This window comes from Alkalihalobacillus sp. NPDC127517 (genome assembly GCF_050276055.1).
Classification (GTDB): Bacteria; Bacillota; Bacilli; order Bacillales; family Bacillaceae_D; genus Alkalicoccobacillus.
In genome coordinates this window covers 286,656-310,988 of record NZ_JBNNQX010000002.1, presented here as the reverse complement: position 1 = coordinate 310,988, position 24,333 = coordinate 286,656, and the positions used below count along the sequence as shown (strand labels likewise).

Genomic DNA, 24,333 nt, shown 5'->3' with positions numbered 1-24,333 from the left:
AGAGATAGGAGATCATAAGAGATGTCATCTGAGAAGCTAAGAGAGATTGCACAGTCTAAGGAAATGCTTGATCTAATTAATATGGAAGCTCACTGGGCTGTTGAAAGAATCATGGAAGCTGCTAATAGAGACTTAGAAGGAGTTGAGGTTGATGGTAATGAAGCATACATCCTGACTACACTCTTGTCAGAGGAATTTAAACTGCATTTCACACTGATGATGGGTACGAGTGCAAACAGTTTAATGAGCGATAAGGAAGAAGACTGATATGAATTTTACAATATAGAAGGAAGGAGTACTTACATATGAAGTTCAAGAATTTACTTAAGAAGTGGTTTCAGTATTCTAATAAGCTTACTTTAGCTTAACATTAAAAATATAAAATAATATAGGTGATGACATGTTAAAGGTTGGAGTTAGAAACATTCTTCGCAGCACAAGTAAAATTGATTTAGTGAACAGAGTACGTGATAAAGAGAGCTTAGGTTGGAGCTGTGTACATCCGATGGTTAGTGAATTTAAGGAGAGTGCTTATGCAGTGAGCAGAGTTTATATGATTACTATGGAGTATCTAGGAAGAGGTGATAAGAATACTGCAGTACATTAAGCATGTGATCGAAGAAGTACAAATGAACATTTGGTACAACACATATAAAGGAACGAACTTAAGACTATTCAACAGATGCGGGTGGCGTACATATAAGGAAGTTAGAAAGAAGGACGAATAATAAAAGAAAGATTTTATGAAGGAGGAAGGATAATGGAGAAAGTAATTGAGGTTAAGAAGTCCTCTTTAGGGGATAAGAACTGGTTTCAAGGTCATCAGGAACTTGTGTTGGTGCATAATAGCAAGCCTAAAAATGAGTTAGATAATTTATTTGATAAGATTAGAATGTTTGATGAAGTTGGCTTACAGAGTGACGATGAGCATAGTGAATTAGCAAACGAGCTAAATAAGTTGGCAGAGAGAGTATTAGATTGCAAGAGTGATAATGAAAATATAAATATGGAGAGTGATCTATAAAATGAATGAACAGATATTTGATAAGGCAAGCGAATACATAGATGCAATAGCAACAAACTTAGGAGTAGCAGCAGAACATGTTTATACTTTAATGACTAAACAGATGATGGTAGAAGGGATTGTTTACGGATCTATATCATTGATTTGTATAGTCCTGTTTAGTCTTATTATAGTGAAAGTGATTAAGCATTTAAAGGATAATTGGGTTGAAGTCAACAGGCATGCAAATGACATTTACTACTACATTGGTATCGCAGCGCTGGGTTTTGCTATTGTGGCATTTGGGTTTGAGTTACCTGAAAGCTTGCTTAAACTCTTTAATCCTGAATACTACGTAATCAAAGAAATTATGGACATGTTCAGCACTAATTAAATGTGGAATTTTAAAATGAGTTTATAAAGGAGGCGATAAGTTGGAACTTGTTTATGTTTTGCTAAGTCTGGCTGGTGCAGTGATAGTGGTTTACCTAATAGCTAAATTTATTACATACATTAATGACGATACCAGCCCCAGAGATAGGATAATTAATAAAGTGGTTGAAGAATTTATTGAAGACCACGAATTAACAGAAGACGTATCAGAAGAAATGAAGAAAAATTATCGTATAAAAATTGAATCCAAAGCCGGCTTGTTACGTAGTGCGCTGGAATGGGTCAATTACTATAATGGGGCAGCATCATCTAAGGGACAAAGTAAAAGGTTGGCTTCGGTTAAACAAGATCACATGGAATACGTTAAGCAATTTTTAGATCTAATCGGTTTAGATTATGAAAATGAAGGAGTCGACTACATTACTATTATATTAAGTCCAGAAGATGTAATTGAAGATGTTAGCGATGACGAAGACCTTAAAGTAGGGGTAACTGAGTTTGATAAGAAAATCGAGAAATGCAACAGTGATATCGCAAGACTTAGTGAATCGCAATTAATAGATAGATCAAGTTCAGAAAGTTTTAATAGAACAGGAAAATTCATTGCAGATTTGCAAAAAGATAATAGAGAAATTAAAAGGCTGATTGAAAAGATTAGTAATAGATAAATTACCGATTTTACCGAGAATTGAGACACTTTAAGTACTGATACATAAGGGTCAAATATGTAATTAACATTTAAGCGGATGAGACTTAGACAAAACAAATATAAAAATAAACAAGGAGGTTGGATTAAATGGGGAGTTGTAATATTAACCAAATGATCAATGAGACTACAGCTATTAAAGAAGAGGTTTTAGATTATAAAACATTTATAGAAGGGCTAGCAGAAATACAGACTAAGACAAGGGCGATCCAAAGTGCTGAAAACACTTTGGATCAATGCGAGCTTATTCTCGAAATGTTGGAGTTAAATAAGGATGAAGAAGACCCTGTGCCAGATTGGGTCATAAATATTTTTGAAGAGTTAAAAGATGTAAGAATAGTACTGAAAAAACTGATGGCTAATGTGAAAATAAATTCTAAATTTATTTAAAACGAAACTTTCATATGAAGAGGAGGAGATAAAATGGCTTCGCGAATTTGGGATACGACAACTAAAATTAGGGTTATGGCTGAATCGTTAAACACATTCTTATATGAAGATGGAAAGCCAAGCTCTAAAAATTGTGAACACACAAACGAAGAGTATCGGATGATGTTAGAAAGAATGAGACAAGTACTATGGAAGGAATATGACGACCTAAAAGAAGAAGTTGGACTTAGGTAGAAAGTAATTGAGTTAAAACCTTACTTAGATTGAGAGAGGAGCGACTATATTTGAGTTTAGGTATACCTTATAACGTTGTAAACAAAGGTAGTGCTGCCGTAAATGAGTATTTTGAAGCCTGCAATTCATTAAATGAACTTAAACTAACCCTTAATGAGAAAAGTTCACTATACAGACAGTTAATAAAATATGCAGTAACTAGGTATAGGACAGGTCAAAACACCGAAGTCAATTCGAATTATGAAATGTTAAATGAAGAACAGTACTTTATGTGGGCAAGGAGTAAGCCAACTCAGGTACTAAAGAAGCTAAAAGAATCAGTTGAGGCTATGCAAGAAGCAGAGGAAGTTGCGCTTCAAATGGCAGAGATAGAGAGCAAAATGACTAAACTAAAACAACGTAAGGAAGAGCTGGATAAAAGCTAACTTTGATTGAGGAGGATTAATATGATTGTTGATGGCAAAGAAAGTTGTATGAACTGCTTAAATGTTTATGAAGTATCTAAATCAACAGCAGAGAACGAGGATATATGTTGCAGTGATAAGTGTGAAACTTTGCTTGCTGAAGAATGGGATAAGGAAACTGAGTTTGTGAAATTTGATCCAAGTGAGGATACAAAGAATGAGCAATCTAAAAAATAATTTAAATCAAAGAAGAAATAAAATAAATGAAGAGCGATTAGAATTCGCTAAACATATAGGTTATATAGATGGCAGAAACAGTATAAAAGCAGAAGACGATGATATTCACTATTTCAAGGTCGGTGGCTTTGATATGGGAGAAGATTTAACAATTGTGATTAAAGATTCCTCAATAATTAATGCACATAAGAAAGTGACAAGGCAGTTACAAAGCAACGATATAAATTTTGATTATTTGGAATGTGTGTTGAAGAGTGATTTACAATAAATCGATGTTTTTATAGAAATAAGGTATATGTAGGTAAAATAAACTAAAATATAAATGAGAAAGAGTGATGATATGAATAATAAAAATGAATATAAGCGTGATGTACATAATTACTTTGGTTTAACTTATTCTAACTACTTAGTTTTACCAAGATCGGTGATTCAATCTATGCCAAATGAATGGCAGCACAAGTTTGTAGAGTTATTGGAGGAACTAGACAATACAGGGTGGAGTGAATCATTGCCGGAAGGAGCGTATAAAATTGACTACTATAGCTATGCATACGAGCAAGATGAGCATGGCGAAGAGGTCTTTACTTGGAAGAATGAATTAACTGATCCTTTCTTAGATTATAAAAGAGGAAGACGTAATGTATTTAAAGAGAGCAAGAAAGTTTAAATTAGAAAATTGACGTATCATTTAAAATATAAATCAGGAGTTGTGTATTATTAAAATATTAAAGATAGCTAAGTTATCAGAAAGTGATTTTAGAATTGTTTTTGATAATATCCCAGAACTTACATACGAAAAAATTGGAGTCGATTATGTAGGCTCTGTTGTTGACAACAAAGGAAGAGTAATCTTAAGTGAGCATTTGAAAAAGTATCCTTACGGCAACGCATTCGCAGGTAGAGAATTGACGCTTAAGATGAAGGATGGAAGCATTGAGAAAATTAAAGACTATTGGTTTGATCAAGGCAGCTATAAAGAGCATGGAGAATTTGTTAGTATTGGCGCAGGAACAGTGAAAAGCCTTCAAAGATGTTATGTATATTCAGGAATGAACGTAAATGAAGGGGCTTTGAATAAGATGATTGAAAAGTATCTAACTAAAGATAAAGCCTATAAGTATGATGAAGTGGAAGAATGGTGCAAACTCAAATATAAATGGTATCCAGTCATAGTTCATGGTAAGAAGATTCCTTATATGATGAATAAGCATGGTGACATGGTAGATGTATGGAATAAGAAGCGTGTTTCATCAAGGTATAACTATATTAAATACATAAATGGGCAAGCAAAGAGATCCACGTACTTTAAATTTCAATATAACAACGGAAACAGATTAATTAAGTTAGAAGCCGATTACTTAGAAGTTTTAAAAGAAACTTTGCCTCATCCAATTGATAAAATTAAAAAGAATTGTAAGCTAGGTTGATCTAAATAAAAGATTGCATTTAATTAAAATATAAAAAGAAGGTGGGGTTTATAGTGACTGAAATACGAGTTGGTAAATTAATAGATCTGATAATAGGCGAATTTGAAGTGAGTGACCGCATATACCACAGAAGAGAATATATGCTTGAAAGCTTAGACTTTAAATATGGAAACTATCACATTAAAAATCCAAATAACGACTTGTCAAATCATATCTATGAAGAAAGAGATATACCGTTAAGCGGAGAAGAAGCAGTCTATGGGGACTTCCTTTTATACGATTATTGCGGTCACGATGGCAAGGAGTTAATAAAATCTTTCAATTCACTAAAAGAATTGGAAAAGGAAATCTTAAGTCCTTGGGGAATTACCAATATGTTCACTACTTATAACATTGCATTTGTAAAAGGAAATATAAAGAATTATAAAGTGGAAAATAAAACGCTAGAATGGATAAATTAGAAGGGAGAGTGTTAGATGGCAGGTATGATTTGTAAGCAGCCTAATGGTCTCTACTGTAGGTATTCAAGCATCATTGAATGTATTAGCGACTACAACATGACTAAAGAAGATTATCTCAGCAACGTAACAGGATCAGTCATAAGCAGAGAAGATGCAGAAGATACTTTAAATAATCATCTTAAGCCATATGAAGATGCAATTAGGAGAACCACAGACTTAAATATGTCAGAGGATGAGTTTAACAAGATCCAAAAAGAGATGTCTGAACTCAACACTGATGGATGGAAATGGACTAAAGCTAGTAGAATATAGTTTAAAAATGAGAAGATGGTAAGGAATATTCAAGATGTAAATAAAAATATAAAAAAAATGGAGGGTTTTCATGTTTAGCAAGGTAAATACTGAATATAAGGTAATTGATGAAGAATCGCTCTGTTTTGCAAGCTTTAAAACCAAAAAAGAAGCGGAAAATTGGGGATTAGAAGTTAATAAGAATACAGGCAAAGAGATTTATGTGGTAAAAGAAGAATCTATGATCGTGACAGTTATTAATAAGTAAATTGGTTAAAAGGTAGTTTTTATCAAGAAAGCATAAGGAGGTAGATATGAAGGATTTAAATGAATTAGGCAGAGAGCTTAGAAAAGAGTATCCGAGCAGCATGTTAGATAATTTTAGTCAAAATCACCAAGACTATGCGAAAGCAATATTCTCTGAGCGATTGCAGAAGAATCTGACCCAGCAAGAACTAGCAGAGTCTTTAGGAGTTGATAAGCGTCTGATTCATCGCATAGAAGCTGGAGACAGCAGCTTACAGATTGAAATATTTGAGAACACTCTTAGATTAGTAAGTGAGATTTAGATAAAGGAGGTAATTAACTGGATTTTATATTTGATTTCTTGTTAGACGAACTTTCAAACACGTTGCTTAATGAAGAGAGTTTAGACTTAGTGGATAATGTTATGGATGACGGGTTAGGAATGAATCAAGATATTTTAGAGTTAGATACATATGAGGAATTTAGTTTAGATTTACCTGATGAATTAGATTAAAAATATAAAAAAAAGGATGTGTTATATGAATCTACTACTTACAATGGCTGTTTACGGGATTATTGGCTTCTTAGCAATTTCTTTAATAATGTCAACTGGACTAGAACTAAATGCAACTTACACTATCGGATTCTTAGCTGGAGCAATCTCAGCCACTATCGGAAGCGCCATCAATAGCTCAGATATCTACAGTAAAAGATATTAAGTAAAAACATAATAACTGTAAGGCAGGTGTATTATTGGACTATTTTAAAAAGCAGCACATGAAAAGATATAAAGAAAGCGAAGAGTATCGTGAAGCTTGGGACGAATTAGAGCCTGTTAATAAAATGATCAAAGATTTCATTGCTAACAGGAAAGGGGTAGGTGGTTTAGAAGGAATCACAGAGGATAAAGAATTTAAAAAGTTGTTGAAGAAGGTGGAAGATATTTTAGATAAGGATGAAGTTAAGGAGAAGTTAATAAAAGAATTTTATGAGCTGAAGCATAGCTTAGGGAGGTAATGATGAATAAGTCATTAACAAAAGAGGATTTATTAGAGACTATGGAGCATGTGTGGAACAGTAAAATAACAAAAGAGGATGTACGTGATAAGTTGTTTCTAACGGGTAACAACAAGGCTGTTTTAATAAGACATAGTGGATCAATTGAGCATCTTAATCAGAAACAAAGAGAAGAGATTCTAAAGTACCGCAACCAAATAAATCAGTGATTTTAACGAGAAATCAAGCTTGAAAAACGGAGAATTTGGGAGTATTCGAGAGCATTTGGAAGGTATAAAACTAAAAATATAAAACAGGAGATAAGCAATTGAAAATTGATCTGACTGCACTTAATAACACTCAGCTCATTAATAACTTCACAAGGTTTCTTACTGAATTGAATCATGAAAGATTAAGTACTCCAATTGATTATGCAGCACTCAAAGATCTCAATAAAGAGGTCGATTCGCTTCGAGAGGAATTACTACTCAGACTAAATAAAAATATGGAGTAACCATTACAGCCACTCCATAAACACCGGTATTCTTAATAGGCCGTTCTTAGTTAAATTACGATACTTAACTTTGCATTTGAGAGTAGGCTTGATATATACATACTTCTTATCTTCACCAGTTATCAAGTCTTTAGCTTTCTTATAAAATTCTTTTCTAGCAGGAATACCCATATGCTCAATCGTACCTAAGCACTTACCATTCTCATCAACTGCCAATATACCAAAATCATCTTTTCTATAACCTGACAAGAAAACTTCCTCATAACTATAGTTAATAACCTTAAGCCATTCTTTACTTCTCGTATTCTTTTTGTATAATGAATTAGGATTCTTAACTACGATACCCTCAAGATCCATTTTAGATACGAGGTCAAAGTAAGTAGCTGCGTTGCCTTCTATATAGTTATGAGCAACTACAAAATGCTGGTCATTTGGGATAACAGTGGGAATGAGTTCTTTACGAAGAGTCAAAGGCTTGAACATCACCTTTTCATTACCATGATAAAGAATGTCAAATGCTACAAACTGAATGTTAACTGAGTTTATTAGCTTCTTCGATCTAGAACGTAACTGAAGCATTTCAAAGTCAGGCTTGCCATTAGAATCAAGTGCTATTAATTCACCATCAAGTATAGTCCCATCTTTAATATCTATTGATGCAATTTCAGGATACATAAGAGTGACGTTATTGTTATGACGTGTATATAAAGTGGTCTTACCGTCAAATCTACTTAGAATCATTCTATGACCATCTAATTTTAGCTCAGTGATCCACTCTTTTTCATCATCAGGCGGTACAGGATTTGACTGTAGTAACATAGGAGAAACAAACATTTACTTTTCACCTCCACTTTCAATTGTAAAGGTAATTTTAGGTGGAATCATCCTACAATACATGGTAACAGATACATTTCAGTGGAAGATAGAATAGAACAAATGGAGAAATAAGGAGAGAATTATATGAAACAATTCGAAGTAATCAAACAAGTTCAAGAAACTTCAGGAAGACTAGATAAAGAAGCAATTCTTAATGCCAATAAAGGAGACGAGACATTGCTATCGATATTATATAACGTCTTTAATCCACTAATTGTATTTGGTATTAAAGATAAGAAGCTAAATAAATTCTTGAATGAAGCTGCTGGTGAGAAAAATGAGTTCGATGATCTATTAAGTGTATTTGAATATTTAAAGGTCAATAAGACTGGTAACGATGCGACAGTAAGTAAAGTGGCCGAGTTTATCAAAGCTCAAGAAGAGCAATGGCAAGAATACTATGCTCAGTGCGTAACTAAATCATTGAAGATCGGAGGTACTGCTAAGACATTGAATAAAGTGTTTGGCAAAGGTTTCTGTCCTGAGTTTAGTGTGATGTTAGCTAAGAAGTTTGAGGACGAACAACATAAAGTAACAGGTGAATTTGTTATCACTGAGAAATTAGATGGCTATAGAGTTGTTGCTGTTAAGGAAGAGGGACAAGCGAAGTTCTTCTCTAGACAGGGGCAATCCATTCAGGAGTTGGTAGAGCTTGAGCCTGAAATACTTCAACTCCCTAATGGCGTTTATGATGGTGAATTGGTTATTAAAGACGATGAAGGATTGAAGGATAGAGAAGTTCTTCAACAAACATTGAAACTGGCTAAAAGAGATGGAGAGAAAAGAGGAGTAGTGCTTCATTTATTCGATGCGGTTTCAGTTGAAGAGTTTAAAGAAGGTAAATCTCAATCAAAGTTTATTGAAAGAAAAGACAGACTGTTTGATTTAATCGACGGTCAATTTGAGTTCGTAAGAGTTGTACATCATTTATATGTAGGGTTTGACAAAGAAGTAATTCCTCCTATGCTCGAAGAAATGGATAGCAAAGGTAAAGAAGGTTTAATGCTTAATTCTGATGATATCTGGGAGAATAAGCGATCAGATAAATTACTTAAACTTAAGACGATGTTAACGGCCGATTTAAAAGTTACTGGGTTTGTAGAGGGAACAGGAAAGTATAAAGGGATGCTTGGTAAGCTCGTAGTTGATTATAAAGGATTTGATTTAGGTGTAGGTTCGGGATTCTCTGATGAGCAGCGTGAGGAGATATGGAACAATCAAGATAGATACTTGGGGCGAGTAGTAGAAGTGCAGTACTTTAGAGAAAGTAAATCACAAACTGGCAATGTAAGTGTGTCATTCCCTGTATTCAAGATGTTCCGTGAAGAAGGTAAAGAGGTTAGTTATTATTAATAAAACAAGCTAGAGACTTTGACCGTCTCTAGCTTTAAAAATATCATAATTAAATATATAAAATATATAGACACCTAAAAGAGAGTGTGGTATATTAATTTAGCACCACAAAAATGGAACAAAAAGGGGAAGTTTAGATGAAAAAGGTATTATTTACGATTGGTCTTAGTTCTATTGTAGCACTTGCAGCATGTGGAACGGAAGATGATTCTTCGACTGGAGCTTCAAAAGTTGAGAAGGATGATACTGAAACTGAAGAAGTAGCTGCAGATACAGAAGAAAACACTGACGATGCTGAAACCGAAGAGGAAGAAGTGGAGCCAGAAGAATTAATCTTTGCAGTTGGCGATACAGTTGATTTAGGTGATGGTCGTGAAGTAACTATTACTTCTGCAGGATATACTGATCCGGCTGAGTACGGTGAGCCTGACAACGGTAAAGTACTAACTATTGAAATGACTGTAGATAATCAATCTGACGATTCATTCTTCATTGATAACACAGACTTCACACTTTCTGATGAAAACGGTAGTGTTATGGATCAGTACTATAGCTATGATGAAATGGCTATTAGCGAAGATATCCCTAAAGGTAAGAACAAAGCAGGTAAACTGTACTTTGATGTAGCTGAGAGTTCAGAGTTCGAATTGCAATTTGAGGATACATGGACTTGGGATGAAACTGAGCCAGTAATTTGGATTTTCCAACCTTAATATACATATAGTTGATGAGTGGGGATTAGTGTCTCCACTCCTTAAAAGAAGACTTTTAATGAGAATAAAAAAAAATACTTTTAAAAATATAAAATAAAGTATAGACATATTGAAACTGAGGTGCTATATTATTTATAGGCCTTACATAATTAAAAATATATAAACAGGAGATGTTAAATGTGGATTTACAACACACTGAGTTTATTGAGTTAAGCTATTTTTACATTAAGGGATTTAGATATCTAGTTAGAAATGAAATGGGGACAGTAAAGGTTTTTGTAAATAAACCACATAGAGACATTGAAACAAATTACACTCCGTATGGGAAAACTAGAGGGGGTTATGACACTTGGATTGAGACAGCAACACCATTGTCTATTGAAGAGCAGAGTAGAAATAAGAGTGTTGAGCTAGGTAAATATAATTTTATTCAATGGGAAGATGAGCCAACCTTGATTGAAGAGTTAATCAACCAGAGTCCGGCATTTACATCTTAAGTTTACTAGGCACTTATATAGAGCCTTTAACACGGACTTTTAGCTCAGTTGGTTAGAGCATCCCGCTCATAACGGGACGGTCGTAGGTTCGAGTCCTACAAAGTCCATTCAACATCACATAATTAAAAATATAAAATAAAAGGAGATCGAATTGATTGAGCAAACCGATTGTCAATTATGTCGTATATGCAGTAACAAGTGAATATCCTTATGAACGTGAGGAACTTTGGATGTGGGGCGGAGAAGAAGAGCCGAAATTAGAAGAGCACGTAGACATACAATACAGTATAGCTCGTAATATGGGTAGAAATTTTACATTTCTCTATCTCACAGTTGAAAAGCAAATTAGCTTTGATGAAGATTTGGAATTACCTGACGATCATGTCTTTTAGATATTAGTTGAATATTAAGCGGAGGTAAAGTATGAGAGATCTTAGTCACGAAGACCACGTTTATCTAAGAATCTTAAGTATCTTGGATAGATTAGATGAAAGAGTTACTAAACTCGAAGGTGATGCTAGGGACTGCTTTAGTACATTTGGCGAGATTGAACAGTTAAGAGAGTACTTAAATCTTGAAGACGATGAGAATGAAATCGAAGAGTAACATTAAATATTTAAAAGGAGTTGTTGAGATGATATACGATAAAATTTGGACTAAAGAAGCAGGTAACGGGGGATTTCATAAACGTCGAGTAAGAGTTGATAAAAACAGAAACGTAACTGCTGGACTACTAGAAAAGGATAGCTTAGCGCAATTTGCAGTTGAGTTAAGCAAGGTTAAAGGTGAGATTTATAAGCGAACAAACCCTTATCGTTTCGTTAAGAAAAATAGAAACATACATATTGAGTACGCAGTGCCATTAAATCAAGACGAATACATAGTTAGGGATAAAATGATTTTAAAAATTAGCAACACTGGGAACTTTAGTGTAGCAGATAGAACTTTTCTGTACGATCTATTAGATTACTTTGCGACATTGGGTTATCTAGATAAGAAAAGCTATTCAGCAACAAATGTAGGCAACGATGCTTTTCAGGTCTATACGATTGGTAATATAGCAACAAAAGAGCAGCTTAAATTTAATAAATTCGTGTTTCCTAATCAAAAAAGTTGTCAATTGATACTCGGTAGAAAAGTTAAGCTCATAGCTTCAGGTGAAGAGGGAGTGATTGAAACGGTATTGATAAAACCGTCTGCATCAGAGTACGATGCGACCATACGACTTTCAGAAACATCTAAGGCTGGAATTAAACGAGAACAAGAAGGGATAGTCTGGGAGTACGCATAAATGCATCATTTTATAGAGATTTTAGGTTTGAAAACGAGAGCATGAGTGAGTATTAGAGAGTAAATGGAAGGTAATATTTTCATTAAATTAAAATTATAAAAGGAGTACGCGATATGAAAATCGAAATGACAAGAAGTGAGTTGTATGAAGCAAAGAAGATACTTGAGAAAGAAAATTTAGAACTTAAACAAGCACTAGTTGAAATCAATAGCTGCGTAGATTCTTTTTATACCCAAGAGGAACCAAGAAGATTGTTTGATGAACCTTTGTCGGCATTTTCTGGATACATACAGGTAATTGATAAAGTCAGTAGTATTATTAAAAATTAATCTGGAGGTGAATATTTTTGAAAGTAGAACTGAACTTAAATGAAGTTTATCAGTTTATGAAGGACTTTAAAATCGATTATCTAAACAATAGAGATGAGTTGATTATAGATGATAACACGGATACTTACGTATCAATAAGTGATTGCAGGACGATAGATGAAGTAAAAACGTGGGTAGTCTTCGCTATGAGTCGTCCAATCGGCAAGGGTCTCCAATCAAAGGATGCAGAAAGATTGCTAAAACGTTTGAACGATTATTTCAACGTTAATCTAACTCGTAAAGATATGCGCTCAATCTACATTGTACTTTGTTACATAGGTAAAGTTAAAGAATTTGAGGAATTTATCAAGAGAGGCTTTCCAATGGAAGATCTAAATAATTACGCTTGAAATTGATTTAAAAGAGACTGCATAAAAATATAAATATAAAAGGAGAAATAGATATGAAAAGGGAAATTGAATTTAGAGGATTGACACATGATACGAAAGAGTGGAAGTATGGCTATTACGCTAAAACGAAATTAACCGAAGAAACAATTAGTCTAGGGGATGCTCGTATTCATGACATCATTATCGAAAACGGAACAATGTGGCACATCACAGGAGGTACACAAGGGCAATACACTGGTTCAAAATGCATTGACGGTAACAGAATATATGAAGGAGATCTTATTAGAGTCGAATTAGATCCAGTGTTTAATGAAGAGCCGTTCATAGGTATTGTGACCTTTTTAGATGGTCGGTATTTTATCTTCAATGAGAAGCGTCAACTGGTTGAAGATGTGTTTAATAAGGTACCAACTCACAAGGTCTTAGGCAATATTCATACACATCCTCATTTACTGGAGGCAAATTAACTTGAATCAAAAGATTATTTTAACCAAAGGTCAAAGTGAGTCATTGAGAAACGCTATGCAAGGTTTTAACAAAGACGATTTCATGAATAGAATGGTTGTTGATAATCAGTTATTGAATGGGCTAGAGCAACTATCATTAGCTGAGATAGCTAGAGCAATCTATATCGGCTATGAAGTAAAACTTTCAGACGATGAGAAAATAGAAGCATTAGTCAATAAATTAGCATCATATGATAGCTGCAAAACAGATGATCATCAAGTCGAAGCATACATAAAAGGAATGATATTTGTTATTAATACAATGGAAATTGAGTTAAAAGGGTTAGTGGCAATAAAAATATAAGTCGTTTAAAACATTGTAAAACATGAAGCATATAATGTTGGATTCAAAGACGGGTTAAGGCAAGGGCTTAATACTTTGCAGCATAAAATTAAAGGAATAAATGAATAGGAGGGATTTGTTATCAAGGGTATAAAAGGATATAAAAATGTTTTTACAGTGATTGAAAATAAATATTTAGAAAAAAGCGATTCGATTACTCGCTATAATTTTTATACTGCTTTAGATGAGATTAAGAAGACTAGGAGAAAGAGTAAAGATAAAAATAACTCTTACATTGTTCTGAATACAGATGAACCTTATATTGATGAAGTTGTTGCCGTAATTAATAAATTTAAAACCAAATGAGGTGTTTGTATGAAGATTATTAAGATAATCAATCAACATAGAAGAGACTTCACTGCATTATATGAATGTGAAGGGTGCTCATATCAGAAAAAGAGTGATGGGTATGATGACCGTCATTTTCATGATAATGTTGTGCCAAGTATAAAATGTGACGAATGTAAAGAGAGTCGCAATAGTATGGGTATTGCTGGTGAAAAAGTTGAGACTAAATACCAAGAAGGGTTTCAAGTCTAACTCAAAATAAAAACTACATTTTATAGCAAAATAGGTGTTGAAAAACGGAGTAAATGGAAGCATATGAGAGTATGAGGGAGGTGATAATAATAATACCGTGGTATGAACGTACATGGGATAGTCTCATGATCCTGTTAGGCATCTTCGCATTAGTTTCATTAGTTTTCAATGGGCAATACTTTATTGCAGCTATAATTGGAGTCTTTGTTTATGAATACATATTAGTCACAAATCCTTGGTGGAAGCAAATTGAAAAATGCGACTGTGATAATTGCAGAAGTAATAAGGTTTAAATGACTGTTGGAAATGGAAATGACACTAGTTATAAGTGGTGATTGAGATATTGTTCAAAATGCTCTCTAGCACACTTAAAAATATAAAAAAAAGGGTGATTTAATTTATGCGTAATCTTAAACAAGTTCAAAGAAAGCTTAATAGGTTAAAAGTAGGAAGTGAGATTGTATTCATGCATGACAATGAAACATTCATTGTTAGGGGCAAGAAAGGGAATTTTATTGTAGCTACATCTGAGACTGACAGAAAATCTTACACTATTATTGATATAGATAAAGGGTTTTGCGGCCCCAATGACAGAACTTTTAATCCTTATAATTATACTAAACAAGAAGATATTGAGCAATGTCTTAAGGATTTTAACAATCCACCGAAAGATATGTCTGATCTGAAAATTTCTCTAAGATATGGTGGAAACGTTGAAGATATTTTTGATTTAAAAGACATTGTTTATAACTAGTATTTATGAAGGGGGTAATCATATGAGCAATGAGTTTTCAGTAACTTTAAGAACTGGAGACACCGTGGAGATTTTTGAATATGAAGGAAAGCTTGTTTTGCAACTAATCAATAATAACGGACACATCATTAGCGACCAAACACTATCTAATTCGGATATGTGCGATCTGCAGCATGAAATTAACAAAAGACTTTCAGCAGATGTACCGATTGAATACCTTAGTGGTTCTAACAATATGGAGTTTTCTGATCTAATTCTTAAAGATTTGATTGAAGAAGGATATGATTGTCAAGCAATGCTAGAGGAATTCATACATAGGAAGAGTCAGATCCCTTTGGCTTGGCAAAAGTTAGTTGATGAGGCCATTGAAGCAGCTAAGGGTAAGAAAGCGATGACTGTCGAAGAGTTGTTTGAAGATTAATTAGGGCGAGGTGGATAACATTAAAATAGATAAATACGTACATAAGAATCATACCGTATACCGGTTATTCAAGAATGTGATTTTGTTTAAGCAGCATGATAAAATGATGTTTTGGTTTAGAGGAAAACTGGTAAAGAATCATCGTTTTATTTTTAATTATAATCATCAGTGGAAATATATTAGTTGGTTTATTAGGCAGCCGTATTTCTATTTTGAACGAAACACAAGCGGTTACTATATCGGAACACCGAATAAGTATTTTCTAATAACGAGAAAAGTTTAATTAAAAATATAAAATAAATATAGACAACTCGATAAATCGTGTGTTATATTCAATTAGTACCATAAATGAGGAGGTGGAAGCACATGACAAGTACTATTAGAGAACAAGCCAACTATGTATTTAAAGCATTAAATGATGGTCAGTTTCAAATTACAAAGAACCGTTTTGGTCACGAAGGTTTGATTGTGAGCAGAGTACAAATGATTGAATTGTCAAAAGGACATCTTGTTTCATTTGAATAGTAAATTAAAAATATAAAACATGAATGTAGGTGTTTGGGTGAGCGTATATCAGTTTAAAGGATTTGATTGGCACGAACTAGCTGAATGTTGGGGTGTTGATGATGCCGATGATAAGATTGCCACTGAGAATATTAGAAACCACATATGGACTAGGTTTAAAGATAGTAGTAATCCAGACTTAACAGATTTGAGACTAGTAGCAAATAGATTCCTCGACGCTTTAATAGAAGAGGAAGACAAGCATGGCTACAGCTCACCACTTTACAGAGGATTAAAAAGCATTGAGGATGATATGACTTATTTCCAGTGGTTATCACATAATCTAGAAAAGCTTTGGACTTAAATGCAATTGCTTTATCAACTTAAGGAGGTGAGTACAATGAGCGCAAAACAAAGCTGGAATACTCTTAGTGACTATGAGAAGTCGCTGCTAGTAAAACAGGCCGAACGTAATTTTCCAAGTGTGAAGGTGAGTGAGGTGATGAGTCGCTATGTAGGGTTGAAGTAATTTAAATGAAAATATAAAATATAGGGGGTTAGGAGACTGTGGATGTATTTAAGTGTTATTTAGAAGACGATAAAGTTAATATTGGTTTCTCAACAAATCATCCCAAAAATGTAGAAGAATGTGTGCAATTAATAAATGAAGAGTGCGAGGACTTAAGTATCGGTGATTATTACGAGATTTAAGCATCTCTTCACTTAACTAAAGCGAAATACCTTGCTACATAAGGGTTACAAGTCCCGAATTACTGTATAAAATTAATGTTTTAAAGAACAAGCTTTAAAACACGATTTATCATTAAAAATATAAAATATAGTTATATGAGATAAAAGGAGACGGTTAAATATATGGCAAAAGCCCCAATTAAACTTAATAAAAAGCACGAAGGTAAAGAATTCAGCAATACATTCCGCTTCATCGGCAAAGTAAATCCTGTACGAACAAAAGACGATGCAACGGATAGCTGGGTTGATGTACCTTTCTACTCTACGAAGAAAACACGAACTAATAAAGACAGACGAATCCTTCAGTTTAACGTTGAAACTGCAGAGCGAAACGAATTAAAAGTTGAGCTTGCAGGGATGGAAAAACCTGAAGTTTATGTATATAGCCGAACAGCCGGCAACGCACGACCTGTGGCATGGGAAAGCCGTTTTGATAAAAAAGCTTACCCAGACGAATCATACCACTTAATTGCACAGGAATGGGATAAAGCAAGCGACTTAGGTGATTGGATTGAAGAAGGAATTTGGGTAGATGTACGAGGATCTTATGAGTTCTCTTCTTTTACTAATGAAGACGGAGAAACAATCAATATGCGGAAGCGTATCATCAATGATGTATACCCTTTAAAGAATGGCGAAGTTATTATTACAGGTACTAAAGATAAGGATACATTCGTTGTACATAATCAAGAAAAAGACGGACTGCAGCTTGGTTACGGTAAAGCTGATAAGGATACTGCCACCATTAAAGTAGGATACCTAAATCCTGAAGGTGGAGGAAAGCTTTATCTAAGTAAACTCGATGAGGATGGTAATGAGTCTCCTAGAAAAGAGTTTACTTATACAGATGGTACAGTAGAAGAAGGATCAGTGGCAATTAAAAACAACTTAGATAGCGAAATCATGATCCAAAACAACGGTAAGCGTGAAACTTATACATATGTTAGAGATTTCCGCAGTGAAGATTTCTTTGAGGTTAACACTTTTGAAATGCAAGTTGGTATTCGTAGCACTTACCAAGATGAGAATACAAAGGATACCACTATTAATGGAGTGTTCCTTTCTTATGGAAAAGAACGCAGCCAACCTAATGATTTAGAAATGATCGTTTACTACAAGGAAGCAGAAGAAGGAAAAACTCCATTTGCTGATGCTTTTGCACGTTTGAGCCGACTAGACTTTTTAAAAGTAAAAGGAATTGACAATAACAGAGCTACTTTTGGACTTGTTGAAGTTGCGGATGAAGAAGATAATCCGTTCGAAGATGTAGGAGAACGTGAAGTGAATTTTGAACGTATTAACACTGGAACAAAAAAAGGTCTGGAAGTCTTATCATACCTAACTGGCACTTTCCAACGTGGGCTACTAACAGAAGAAGAAATTACTGCTGAGGTAGTTACGCCACCAAGTGACCCGTTTGCAAGTACCGAAATTAATGATGACGATCTCCCTTTTTAAAGTGCTGAATTAGAAATACATAACAGGGGGCTAAAGCTCCCTACCCTTTAATTAATAAAAAAAAATATAAAATTGGAGCGATGCCATTAATGTCATTTCGTAAAAAAGTAAAGAAAAATCAACCAAAAGTAGCCTTAGACAGTATCAACTCATTAGTAGTGGGAAGTTATAAAACAGGTAAAACTCGCTTGTGGAAGGAAGTCGTAGAGTTGCATTACGACGATCCCGAAGAGGCACTTTTGATTGCTTTTGAAGCCGGCTACGAGACTTGGGAACTTGAAAATATTATCCCTGTCCATGAAGAAGGGTCAGATGAAACTCTATGGAGGGTGTGGGACTACTTTAAAAAGGAAATTACAAAAGGACTTGTTCAAGAGGCTAAAGAGGGGCGTAAAGTAAAATTACTTGGAATTGATACAGCAGACCGAGCAATTGACGCAGCAACAGCATGGATTCTCCATGACAGAGGGCAAAAATATGGACGTAAGTTTACTTCTCTTCAAGAGTTTGCTGACGATAAGAACATCAGTGAAAACGGATGGGTGGCTTTATACGACGAGTTGAAACGTCCTTTTGATGCTTTGAAGAATGCCGGCTACGGTATTATGTCACTTGCTTGGACGAAGGAAAAACAAACTACTACATATAGTGGAATGATGTACAACTCAATAGAGTTGATGATGTCTGCCACGGCTAAAAAGGTTTTCGAATCACAAGCTCACTTTATCTGCTGCCTATTCAATGAAGTTGTGGTGATGGATAAGTCAGGTAATGAGTTAGAAGAGAATGCAAAAGACAAGAAGAAACGTGACGTTGCGACGAACTTCCACGAGACTAGACCTGTTATGTATTTTAGACCTTCTGAGTATATCTCTATTGCAGGAGGAAGATTTACAGATCTTCCTGAAAAAGTTGATTATAGCGCAGAAAACTACCTTAAAGTTTTTGAAGAAGCTGTAAAAGGACAACTTAAGAAGACTAAAAAATCAGTTGAAGAGCTTAAAACTGAACAAACAGAAGAGAAAGATGAGAAAGCTAAAGTATTCGCAGAGGAGCAAGAGCTAAAAGAAAATTCACCAGATGGTATTTTTGCAGAGATTGGCGAGTTAGTTACTAAAATGACTGCTGATCAGAAAAAAGAAGTTGCAAATAAGTTTGATGCTCTATTTGGTGAAAAGAACTACAAACAACATAAGGGCAATGCAGAGGAGTTGAAGAAAGCACTTTTAGCTTGCCAAGAAGTATTAGGTATTGAAGGCGAATAATTAAAGTTACTAGGGAGTGTAAAAGCTCCCTTACTCTTTAAGAAAGGTGATGCTATTGCTTGTAAAATGTAAATGGTGTGAGAAGAAAAGTAAAAAAGAAACAATGAAAGTTGAGTCTAAAGAGACTACAAGGAAGAAAAAAGACGGTACTTACGCTATAACGAATACATACTACCATCCTTTGTGCTATGAAGAGGTTTTGAAGGATAAAGAGTTTAAGAAGCAAGAGCTAGTGGATTTAGATGAACTATATACTCATCTATTAGAAGTTCATGATTTAAAAGCTCTGGATGGAAGAATGATGGAGAAGATTCAAGACCTAAGAAATGGAACCGTGAAATATAACGGTAAAAAGGTTAAACGGTATAAAGAAGGAATTCCATTTGCAATTATGCTTGAATCTTATAAAGGTCAACAAAGTCAGATTAACTACGCTATGAGGTCAATGAGATTCGAGAAGAAATGGAACGAGTTTTCTTATTGCTTCGGCATTATGAGCAGTAAAGTGAACGATGCTTTAATTAATCAAAGAGCTGTTAAACGAAACGAAGAAAAACATAAGGAACAAATGTCAGTGAGAAAGAAAGAAGCACTATCTGAAGAAATTGTTGTAAAGAAAACAAATGAAAGAGCTAAAAAGAAAAAGGATGAGTTAGACATTTCCGACTTTCTCTAAGGGGGTATGCCATTGGCAAAGCAAGAATATATAGATCAATTCATTGATCCATCGTACTTACATGAAACATTACTAATCGGGTTCTTATGGTCAAACCCAAGTAACTATTCTAAATATAAGCACCACAATATTACTAGAGAAACATTCACTAAGAATATATGGTATTTTTTCTTTGTAATTGGACAGCAAATGTTCGATAACGGTATTAGAGAGTTTGATGAAAAAACCACATACTCCTTTATTGTTAACAGGCCGACAGAAAAGAATAAGAAAAGCTACTTTGAATCTTACAATGATAATGGCGGTTATTCTGCAATTGAAGAAGTAATAGCTGCTTGCCAAAATGATACATCCAATGATGAATACCACTTTAGCGAAATTCAGAAATATGAAAGTCTAAGAAATCTTCAGCTATTCTCTCTTATAGACGTTCAAGACAAAGGTTTAATCACTAAGTTATGCCAAATGACCCTTAAACAGTTACAGGTTTTCTTACAACTCAGATTTAAAGAAGCGTTCATTAACATAAACTCTGGGGACGTTATTGAACATGATCTTGCCGATGACTTAGAAGGGACAATTGAAGACCTTAATTCTGGAGAATCGATGGGTATGCCATTGCACGACTCTCCTATACTTAACCGCAAAATTAAGGGATGGAAAGACGGGGCGCTTTACTACTTAGTACTCTCGTCAGGTGGAGGAAAAAGCTCAATAGCAATGGAAAAATTCATTCTTGGTTTATTCGAGAATGGCGAGAAAGCTATGTTGGCAATCAATGAGGAGTCTGTGAAGAAGTGGAGAACACTACTATTAGCTACTATCTCTTCCAAGATACTAAAGAAGCTTATTAACAGGGAAAAATTATTCGAAGGCAACTTTGATCAACCTATGCTAGATAAATTAAACGCAGCAAAGGATTGGGCAGTAGAAAATGGTAAAGGCCTAATTAAAGTTTTTGAATTAAAGAAGTATCGTTTTGAAGATATTTTGAACCGAATTGAATTGTACAGACCAAAAGGTTACAAGAAGTTGATTATTGATACATTTAAACCGGATAGATCAAAGAATGAACTTGCACGATGGGAAGCCTTCTCTAATAACGCACAAGATCTTAATGACGTGATTAAAGAAGATAACTATAATGTAGGAACCTTGGCAACTGTTCAGTTAAAGTTAGGTAAAGAGACAAGGTTTTTGGACTTAGACAGCATCGGTAAGAGTATGGAGATTGTTGAAGTAGCTTCTGTTGTAATGATGGGAAGATTGATGTTCGATGATGAATACAATGATTTAAAAGAAGGGCAAAAGAAATCTAAGTATATGCTTGAGCCTTACAACTACGTTAAAGATGAGTTTGACGGCAACTGGATTACAAAGCCATACAGATTAAATTCAGACAAACGATACCTCATACTATTCCTATCTAAGAATCGTTTTGGTAGCGAAGACGAACAAATTATATTTGAAGCAAACTATGAAATTAACCAGTTTAAGGAGGTAGCTTTAGTTAAAGTTCCTCGATATGGAGAATAGAGAGGTTCGGTGAGGCTTATTTGTCAGAATTACTATTGATAAAAAAGAGGTTATATGAAGAAGAACGTATTGAAGAACTCTTAGAGAAGTTAGATTGTTGGGGATATGATACAGAGCAAGGCGGTAACTTAATTGTTTGTGCCTTACCGGATGGAGACAATAAGCGTTCTATACAAATTAAGAACAACGAATACTTAAGTACTGCAGTTAGATCAAGAGGAATTCAAGGAGATATTTTTGATTTAGTAGCTTACATACTGTATGAAGCGGAGACTAAAGAAGAGAGGCTTTCAAACTTAAACAAAAGTAAGTTTTGGATTTGTAAAGAATTCAATTACTACGAATACATAGATGAGTTTTACAGGGTTACATCAAATGATGCCCCAGCAAGGATAAACAAAGAAACACAATGGTTAAAGTCATTTAAGAAGAAAAATACTCAGCAGCTAAAGAATGAGATTTTACCAGTTTCAGCTTTGTCTAGGTATGATATCGCACCACATATCAAATGGCTAGAGGAAGGTCTAACAATTGAAACACAAAAAAGGTTTGGTGTAGGTTTTGATGTAAGAAGTGAGAGAATCATCTTTCCTATACATGATTCTGAAGGGAATCTGATCGGAGTTAAAGGCAGGTATGTTGGGACAAACGAAAAGACATTGAAAGATGTTAAATACATCTATCTGCAACCATGTAATAAGTCTTTAGAACTCTTTAATTTTCATAGAGCTTACAAATATATAAAAGAGAAGAATGAGATAATCGTTGTCGAGGGCGGCAAGTCAACGATGTTTCTCGACCAGTGGGGAATCAGAAATAGTGTAAGTGTAGAAGGGGATCAATTAACTTATTCTCAAATCGAGTTAATAAAATCTCTAGGCTTTGGAGTCAAACTAGTGTTTGCATGGGATAAAGATAAGGACGTTGCATTTATAAAAGAGCAGCTTAAACCCTTTAAAAACAGACAGGTAGAAATCATCTTCGATAAAGGTAATCTGCTTACTGGAGAAAAGGATTCACCTGTAGATAGAGGTAAAGAAGTATTTAGGAAGCTTTATAGCGATTACAAATTTAAAATGTAAGGTGTGGATGCATGTACGTAGCCAAAAATGAAAATTATAATGATCTATTAGAAGAGGTGTTGAGTGATAGGGGGATTAATAATCTAGACTTATTCACTAACCCGTCTCAAGACAGTGTTCTTCATTGGTCATTACTTAGAAATATAAAAGAAGCTGTTTCTTTAGTTCTGAAACATATTAAAAATGGCACTAAGATATTTATACAGGTGGATTCTGACTTAGACGGGTATACATCATCTGCAATACTGATAAATTATCTTGAAGAAGTGTTTCCTGATGTGGTTATAGTTTGGAGGTTACAAGAAGGTAAAGAACACGGTTTGATACTTGAAGAAATCCCAACAGATGTAGGATTAGTTATTGCTCCAGACAGTGGTTCATCTGATTATGAAATACATAAGGCTTTAAAAGATATGGGAATTGATGTGTTAGTTTTAGATCACCATGAAGCTGATAAGGAATCGGATGATGCGCTAGTGGTTAATAATCAGCTTTCACCGCTCTACACTAACAAGAACCTGTCAGGTGCAGGCGTAGTGCTGAAATTTTGTGAAGCAGTGGATGAACATTTAGGTATAAGTCTTTCGAGAAAGTATTGGGACTTAGCAGCAATAGGTAATATAGCAGACATGATGGATATGAGGGAGCCTGAAACAAGGTTTTATGCAGTAGAGGGATTAAAAGAAATACATAATGAATTTATTAAAACATTAATCGAAAAACAGTCCTTCTCTATGGAAGGTAAGATGAATTTTACTGCAATATCATTTAATATATCACCGATGATTAATGCAGCGATTCGAATTGGCACTCAGGAAGAGAAACAAGAAGTTATGAGAGCCTTATTAGGATCAGAAGAAGAGGTTTACTACAAGAAGAAAGATATAAATGAGAGTCTAAATGATTCTTTAGCGAGAAGGTTAAGCAATATCCGAGCCAAACAAGTTCGTATGAGAGATAAGTTCATGGGTATTCTCAAAGATAAAATTGAAACTAATGGTCTCGATACTGGAAAATTTATTATGGTGACTCACGACAATAAAGAATATAAAAACATTGTTGGAGTAGCAGGTAATATGATTAGAGAAGATTATAAGAAACCAGTTCTCATATTGAGTGAAAATGAAGGGGTCTTATCAGGATCAGGTAGAGGATTTGGAACAGATATTGTTGATTTTAAGAAACACTTATTAAACACAGGAAAGTTTGAAATGTGCCAAGGTCACGCTAACGCATTTGGTGTAAAGATCACTAAGGAAAAGGCAAAAGAGCTTAACGATGAATTGATGAGTGATGTAACAGAAGGTAAGAAAGGTGAAGAAGTTGATTTCATTATACCTTTTGATTCTCTTTATCCTCACATGATAAGTAGTGTTGCAGAGCTTGAGGACTCTTGGTGTCACGGTGCTGAAGAGCCTACCTTCTTAATCACAGATATAAATTTACCGTTGGTCGAAGTTGACTACCTTGGCAAATATAAAAACACTATGAAGTTTAGTGTGGGGGAACATACCTTTATCAAAAAGACTATCAAGAAAGAGGAAAAAGAAGAATTGAACGAGTATGAAAACTACTTAGTCGATATACTGTGTAAATTTAGATTTAACAAATGGAACGGAAATGTTGAAAATCAGATTGTTATTGATAAGTTAATCATCAAAGATAGATACTTATTCTAAAAATATAAATTAGTATGAAGGGAGGAAACTTAGATATTAATCTCTCCTAAGTTAGAGACTGAAGTTACA

The 24,333-nt window shown here is 34.4% G+C and carries 42 protein-coding genes and 1 tRNA gene; 42 read left to right on the top strand and 1 reads right to left on the bottom strand.

Annotated elements, in window-relative coordinates:
- Positions 1–21 precede the first annotated feature (21 nt).
- The 18 genes from ACQKKO_RS03775 (at position 22) to ACQKKO_RS03690 (ending at position 7,018) form a co-directional block, all read left to right on the top strand.
- Positions 22–267: a hypothetical protein gene (locus ACQKKO_RS03775; protein WP_498644464.1), complete on the top strand. Its 246-nt coding sequence runs from the start codon at positions 22–24 to the stop codon at positions 265–267.
- Between the two features lie 493 nt (positions 268–760).
- Positions 761–1,024: a hypothetical protein gene (locus ACQKKO_RS03770; protein WP_498644462.1), complete on the top strand. Its 264-nt coding sequence runs from the start codon at positions 761–763 to the stop codon at positions 1,022–1,024.
- A gap of 1 nt (position 1,025) precedes the next feature.
- Positions 1,026–1,397 carry a hypothetical protein gene (locus ACQKKO_RS03765; RefSeq protein ID WP_498644460.1) on the top strand — a complete coding sequence of 124 codons (372 nt, stop codon included), beginning with the start codon at positions 1,026–1,028 and terminating at the stop codon, positions 1,395–1,397.
- Between the two features lie 40 nt (positions 1,398–1,437).
- On the top strand, positions 1,438–2,064 hold the full coding sequence (locus ACQKKO_RS03760; RefSeq protein WP_498644459.1) for a hypothetical protein: 627 nt from the start codon (positions 1,438–1,440) through the stop codon (positions 2,062–2,064).
- Between the two features lie 128 nt (positions 2,065–2,192).
- Positions 2,193–2,492 (top strand): hypothetical protein, encoded by a 300-nt coding sequence (locus ACQKKO_RS03755; RefSeq protein WP_498644457.1) that lies wholly within the window; start codon positions 2,193–2,195, stop codon positions 2,490–2,492.
- 33 nt (positions 2,493–2,525) lie between these two features.
- Positions 2,526–2,726, top strand: a complete 201-nt coding sequence (locus tag ACQKKO_RS03750; protein WP_498644455.1) for a hypothetical protein — start codon at positions 2,526–2,528, stop codon at positions 2,724–2,726.
- Between the two features lie 50 nt (positions 2,727–2,776).
- Entirely contained in the window at positions 2,777–3,151 is a 375-nt protein-coding gene (locus ACQKKO_RS03745) for a hypothetical protein (protein ID WP_498644454.1), read from the top strand.
- A gap of 21 nt (positions 3,152–3,172) precedes the next feature.
- Complete coding sequence (locus ACQKKO_RS03740; RefSeq protein ID WP_498644452.1) at positions 3,173–3,367, top strand: hypothetical protein; 195 nt, start codon at positions 3,173–3,175, stop codon at positions 3,365–3,367.
- The gene (locus ACQKKO_RS03735; RefSeq protein WP_498644450.1) at positions 3,348–3,635 is read left to right on the top strand and encodes a hypothetical protein; all 288 of its coding nucleotides are present in this window, start codon (positions 3,348–3,350) and stop codon (positions 3,633–3,635) included. The genes ACQKKO_RS03740 and ACQKKO_RS03735 overlap by 20 nt, the downstream gene beginning before the upstream one ends.
- Positions 3,636–3,707: 72 nt before the next feature.
- The gene (locus ACQKKO_RS03730) at positions 3,708–4,034 is read left to right on the top strand and encodes a hypothetical protein (protein WP_498644448.1); all 327 of its coding nucleotides are present in this window, start codon (positions 3,708–3,710) and stop codon (positions 4,032–4,034) included.
- A gap of 40 nt (positions 4,035–4,074) precedes the next feature.
- Positions 4,075–4,794 carry a hypothetical protein gene (locus ACQKKO_RS03725; RefSeq protein WP_498644446.1) on the top strand — a complete coding sequence of 240 codons (720 nt, stop codon included), beginning with the start codon at positions 4,075–4,077 and terminating at the stop codon, positions 4,792–4,794.
- Between the two features lie 53 nt (positions 4,795–4,847).
- Positions 4,848–5,255, top strand: a complete 408-nt coding sequence (locus tag ACQKKO_RS03720; RefSeq protein WP_498644444.1) for a hypothetical protein — start codon at positions 4,848–4,850, stop codon at positions 5,253–5,255.
- Positions 5,256–5,270: 15 nt separating this feature from the next.
- Positions 5,271–5,567 (top strand): hypothetical protein, encoded by a 297-nt coding sequence (locus ACQKKO_RS03715; RefSeq protein ID WP_498644442.1) that lies wholly within the window; start codon positions 5,271–5,273, stop codon positions 5,565–5,567.
- Between the two features lie 70 nt (positions 5,568–5,637).
- Positions 5,638–5,814: a hypothetical protein gene (locus tag ACQKKO_RS03710; RefSeq protein WP_498644440.1), complete on the top strand. Its 177-nt coding sequence runs from the start codon at positions 5,638–5,640 to the stop codon at positions 5,812–5,814.
- A gap of 46 nt (positions 5,815–5,860) precedes the next feature.
- Positions 5,861–6,115 carry a helix-turn-helix domain-containing protein gene (locus tag ACQKKO_RS03705; RefSeq protein ID WP_498644438.1) on the top strand — a complete coding sequence of 85 codons (255 nt, stop codon included), beginning with the start codon at positions 5,861–5,863 and terminating at the stop codon, positions 6,113–6,115.
- Positions 6,116–6,331: 216 nt separating this feature from the next.
- Entirely contained in the window at positions 6,332–6,511 is a 180-nt protein-coding gene (locus ACQKKO_RS03700; RefSeq protein ID WP_498644437.1) for a hypothetical protein, read from the top strand.
- A 34-nt stretch (positions 6,512–6,545) separates the two neighbouring features.
- Complete coding sequence (locus ACQKKO_RS03695) at positions 6,546–6,809, top strand: hypothetical protein (RefSeq protein WP_498644435.1); 264 nt, start codon at positions 6,546–6,548, stop codon at positions 6,807–6,809.
- A gap of 2 nt (positions 6,810–6,811) precedes the next feature.
- Complete coding sequence (locus tag ACQKKO_RS03690) at positions 6,812–7,018, top strand: hypothetical protein (RefSeq protein ID WP_498644433.1); 207 nt, start codon at positions 6,812–6,814, stop codon at positions 7,016–7,018.
- 287 nt (positions 7,019–7,305) lie between these two features.
- Here ACQKKO_RS03690 and ACQKKO_RS03685 read toward each other — a convergent pair whose 3' ends face one another.
- Positions 7,306–8,136, bottom strand: a complete 831-nt coding sequence (locus ACQKKO_RS03685; protein WP_498644431.1) for an ATP-dependent DNA ligase — start codon at positions 8,134–8,136, stop codon at positions 7,306–7,308.
- Positions 8,137–8,262: 126 nt separating this feature from the next.
- Between ACQKKO_RS03685 and ACQKKO_RS03680 the strand changes: the two genes are divergently transcribed.
- The 24 genes from ACQKKO_RS03680 (at position 8,263) to ACQKKO_RS03565 (ending at position 24,264) form a co-directional block, all read left to right on the top strand.
- Entirely contained in the window at positions 8,263–9,531 is a 1,269-nt protein-coding gene (locus ACQKKO_RS03680) for an ATP-dependent DNA ligase (RefSeq protein WP_498644429.1), read from the top strand.
- A 137-nt stretch (positions 9,532–9,668) separates the two neighbouring features.
- Positions 9,669–10,244 carry a DUF4352 domain-containing protein gene (locus tag ACQKKO_RS03675; protein WP_498644427.1) on the top strand — a complete coding sequence of 192 codons (576 nt, stop codon included), beginning with the start codon at positions 9,669–9,671 and terminating at the stop codon, positions 10,242–10,244.
- A gap of 179 nt (positions 10,245–10,423) precedes the next feature.
- Positions 10,424–10,741: a hypothetical protein gene (locus ACQKKO_RS03670; RefSeq protein ID WP_498644426.1), complete on the top strand. Its 318-nt coding sequence runs from the start codon at positions 10,424–10,426 to the stop codon at positions 10,739–10,741.
- A 33-nt stretch (positions 10,742–10,774) separates the two neighbouring features.
- Positions 10,775–10,848 (top strand) — tRNA-Ile (locus ACQKKO_RS03665).
- Between the two features lie 48 nt (positions 10,849–10,896).
- On the top strand, positions 10,897–11,133 hold the full coding sequence (locus ACQKKO_RS03660) for a hypothetical protein (RefSeq protein WP_498644424.1): 237 nt from the start codon (positions 10,897–10,899) through the stop codon (positions 11,131–11,133).
- Between the two features lie 31 nt (positions 11,134–11,164).
- Positions 11,165–11,347 carry a hypothetical protein gene (locus ACQKKO_RS03655; RefSeq protein WP_498644422.1) on the top strand — a complete coding sequence of 61 codons (183 nt, stop codon included), beginning with the start codon at positions 11,165–11,167 and terminating at the stop codon, positions 11,345–11,347.
- 28 nt (positions 11,348–11,375) lie between these two features.
- Positions 11,376–12,032, top strand: coding sequence for a hypothetical protein (locus ACQKKO_RS03650; protein WP_498644420.1), 657 nt, complete (start codon positions 11,376–11,378; stop codon positions 12,030–12,032).
- Positions 12,033–12,145: 113 nt separating this feature from the next.
- Positions 12,146–12,361: a hypothetical protein gene (locus ACQKKO_RS03645; RefSeq protein ID WP_498644418.1), complete on the top strand. Its 216-nt coding sequence runs from the start codon at positions 12,146–12,148 to the stop codon at positions 12,359–12,361.
- A gap of 17 nt (positions 12,362–12,378) precedes the next feature.
- Complete coding sequence (locus tag ACQKKO_RS03640; protein ID WP_498644416.1) at positions 12,379–12,750, top strand: hypothetical protein; 372 nt, start codon at positions 12,379–12,381, stop codon at positions 12,748–12,750.
- A gap of 53 nt (positions 12,751–12,803) precedes the next feature.
- Positions 12,804–13,217 carry a YopX family protein gene (locus tag ACQKKO_RS03635; protein WP_498644414.1) on the top strand — a complete coding sequence of 138 codons (414 nt, stop codon included), beginning with the start codon at positions 12,804–12,806 and terminating at the stop codon, positions 13,215–13,217.
- Position 13,218: 1 nt separating this feature from the next.
- Entirely contained in the window at positions 13,219–13,560 is a 342-nt protein-coding gene (locus tag ACQKKO_RS03630) for a hypothetical protein (RefSeq protein ID WP_498644412.1), read from the top strand.
- Positions 13,561–13,914: 354 nt separating this feature from the next.
- Positions 13,915–14,139 carry a hypothetical protein gene (locus tag ACQKKO_RS03625; protein ID WP_498644410.1) on the top strand — a complete coding sequence of 75 codons (225 nt, stop codon included), beginning with the start codon at positions 13,915–13,917 and terminating at the stop codon, positions 14,137–14,139.
- 400 nt (positions 14,140–14,539) lie between these two features.
- Positions 14,540–14,893, top strand: a complete 354-nt coding sequence (locus ACQKKO_RS03620) for a hypothetical protein (RefSeq protein ID WP_498644408.1) — start codon at positions 14,540–14,542, stop codon at positions 14,891–14,893.
- 22 nt (positions 14,894–14,915) lie between these two features.
- Positions 14,916–15,314: a hypothetical protein gene (locus ACQKKO_RS03615; RefSeq protein ID WP_498644407.1), complete on the top strand. Its 399-nt coding sequence runs from the start codon at positions 14,916–14,918 to the stop codon at positions 15,312–15,314.
- Positions 15,315–15,680: 366 nt separating this feature from the next.
- Positions 15,681–15,839 carry a hypothetical protein gene (locus tag ACQKKO_RS03610; RefSeq protein ID WP_498644406.1) on the top strand — a complete coding sequence of 53 codons (159 nt, stop codon included), beginning with the start codon at positions 15,681–15,683 and terminating at the stop codon, positions 15,837–15,839.
- Positions 15,840–15,876: 37 nt separating this feature from the next.
- Complete coding sequence (locus ACQKKO_RS03605) at positions 15,877–16,182, top strand: hypothetical protein (RefSeq protein ID WP_498644404.1); 306 nt, start codon at positions 15,877–15,879, stop codon at positions 16,180–16,182.
- A gap of 36 nt (positions 16,183–16,218) precedes the next feature.
- Complete coding sequence (locus tag ACQKKO_RS03600) at positions 16,219–16,347, top strand: hypothetical protein (RefSeq protein WP_498644402.1); 129 nt, start codon at positions 16,219–16,221, stop codon at positions 16,345–16,347.
- Positions 16,348–16,385: 38 nt separating this feature from the next.
- Positions 16,386–16,529, top strand: a complete 144-nt coding sequence (locus tag ACQKKO_RS03595) for a hypothetical protein (RefSeq protein WP_498644400.1) — start codon at positions 16,386–16,388, stop codon at positions 16,527–16,529.
- 162 nt (positions 16,530–16,691) lie between these two features.
- Entirely contained in the window at positions 16,692–18,026 is a 1,335-nt protein-coding gene (locus tag ACQKKO_RS03590) for a hypothetical protein (protein WP_498644398.1), read from the top strand.
- 89 nt (positions 18,027–18,115) lie between these two features.
- Complete coding sequence (locus ACQKKO_RS03585; protein WP_498644396.1) at positions 18,116–19,291, top strand: AAA family ATPase; 1,176 nt, start codon at positions 18,116–18,118, stop codon at positions 19,289–19,291.
- 55 nt (positions 19,292–19,346) lie between these two features.
- Positions 19,347–19,967 (top strand): YorH family phage-derived protein, encoded by a 621-nt coding sequence (locus ACQKKO_RS03580; RefSeq protein WP_498644394.1) that lies wholly within the window; start codon positions 19,347–19,349, stop codon positions 19,965–19,967.
- Positions 19,968–19,979: 12 nt separating this feature from the next.
- The gene (locus tag ACQKKO_RS03575; protein ID WP_498644392.1) at positions 19,980–21,503 is read left to right on the top strand and encodes a replication protein; all 1,524 of its coding nucleotides are present in this window, start codon (positions 19,980–19,982) and stop codon (positions 21,501–21,503) included.
- A gap of 20 nt (positions 21,504–21,523) precedes the next feature.
- The gene (locus ACQKKO_RS03570; RefSeq protein WP_498644390.1) at positions 21,524–22,585 is read left to right on the top strand and encodes a DNA primase; all 1,062 of its coding nucleotides are present in this window, start codon (positions 21,524–21,526) and stop codon (positions 22,583–22,585) included.
- Between the two features lie 11 nt (positions 22,586–22,596).
- A complete protein-coding gene (locus ACQKKO_RS03565; protein WP_498644388.1) occupies positions 22,597–24,264 on the top strand; it encodes a DHH family phosphoesterase in 1,668 nt (555 codons plus the stop codon).
- Positions 24,265–24,333 lie beyond the last annotated feature (69 nt).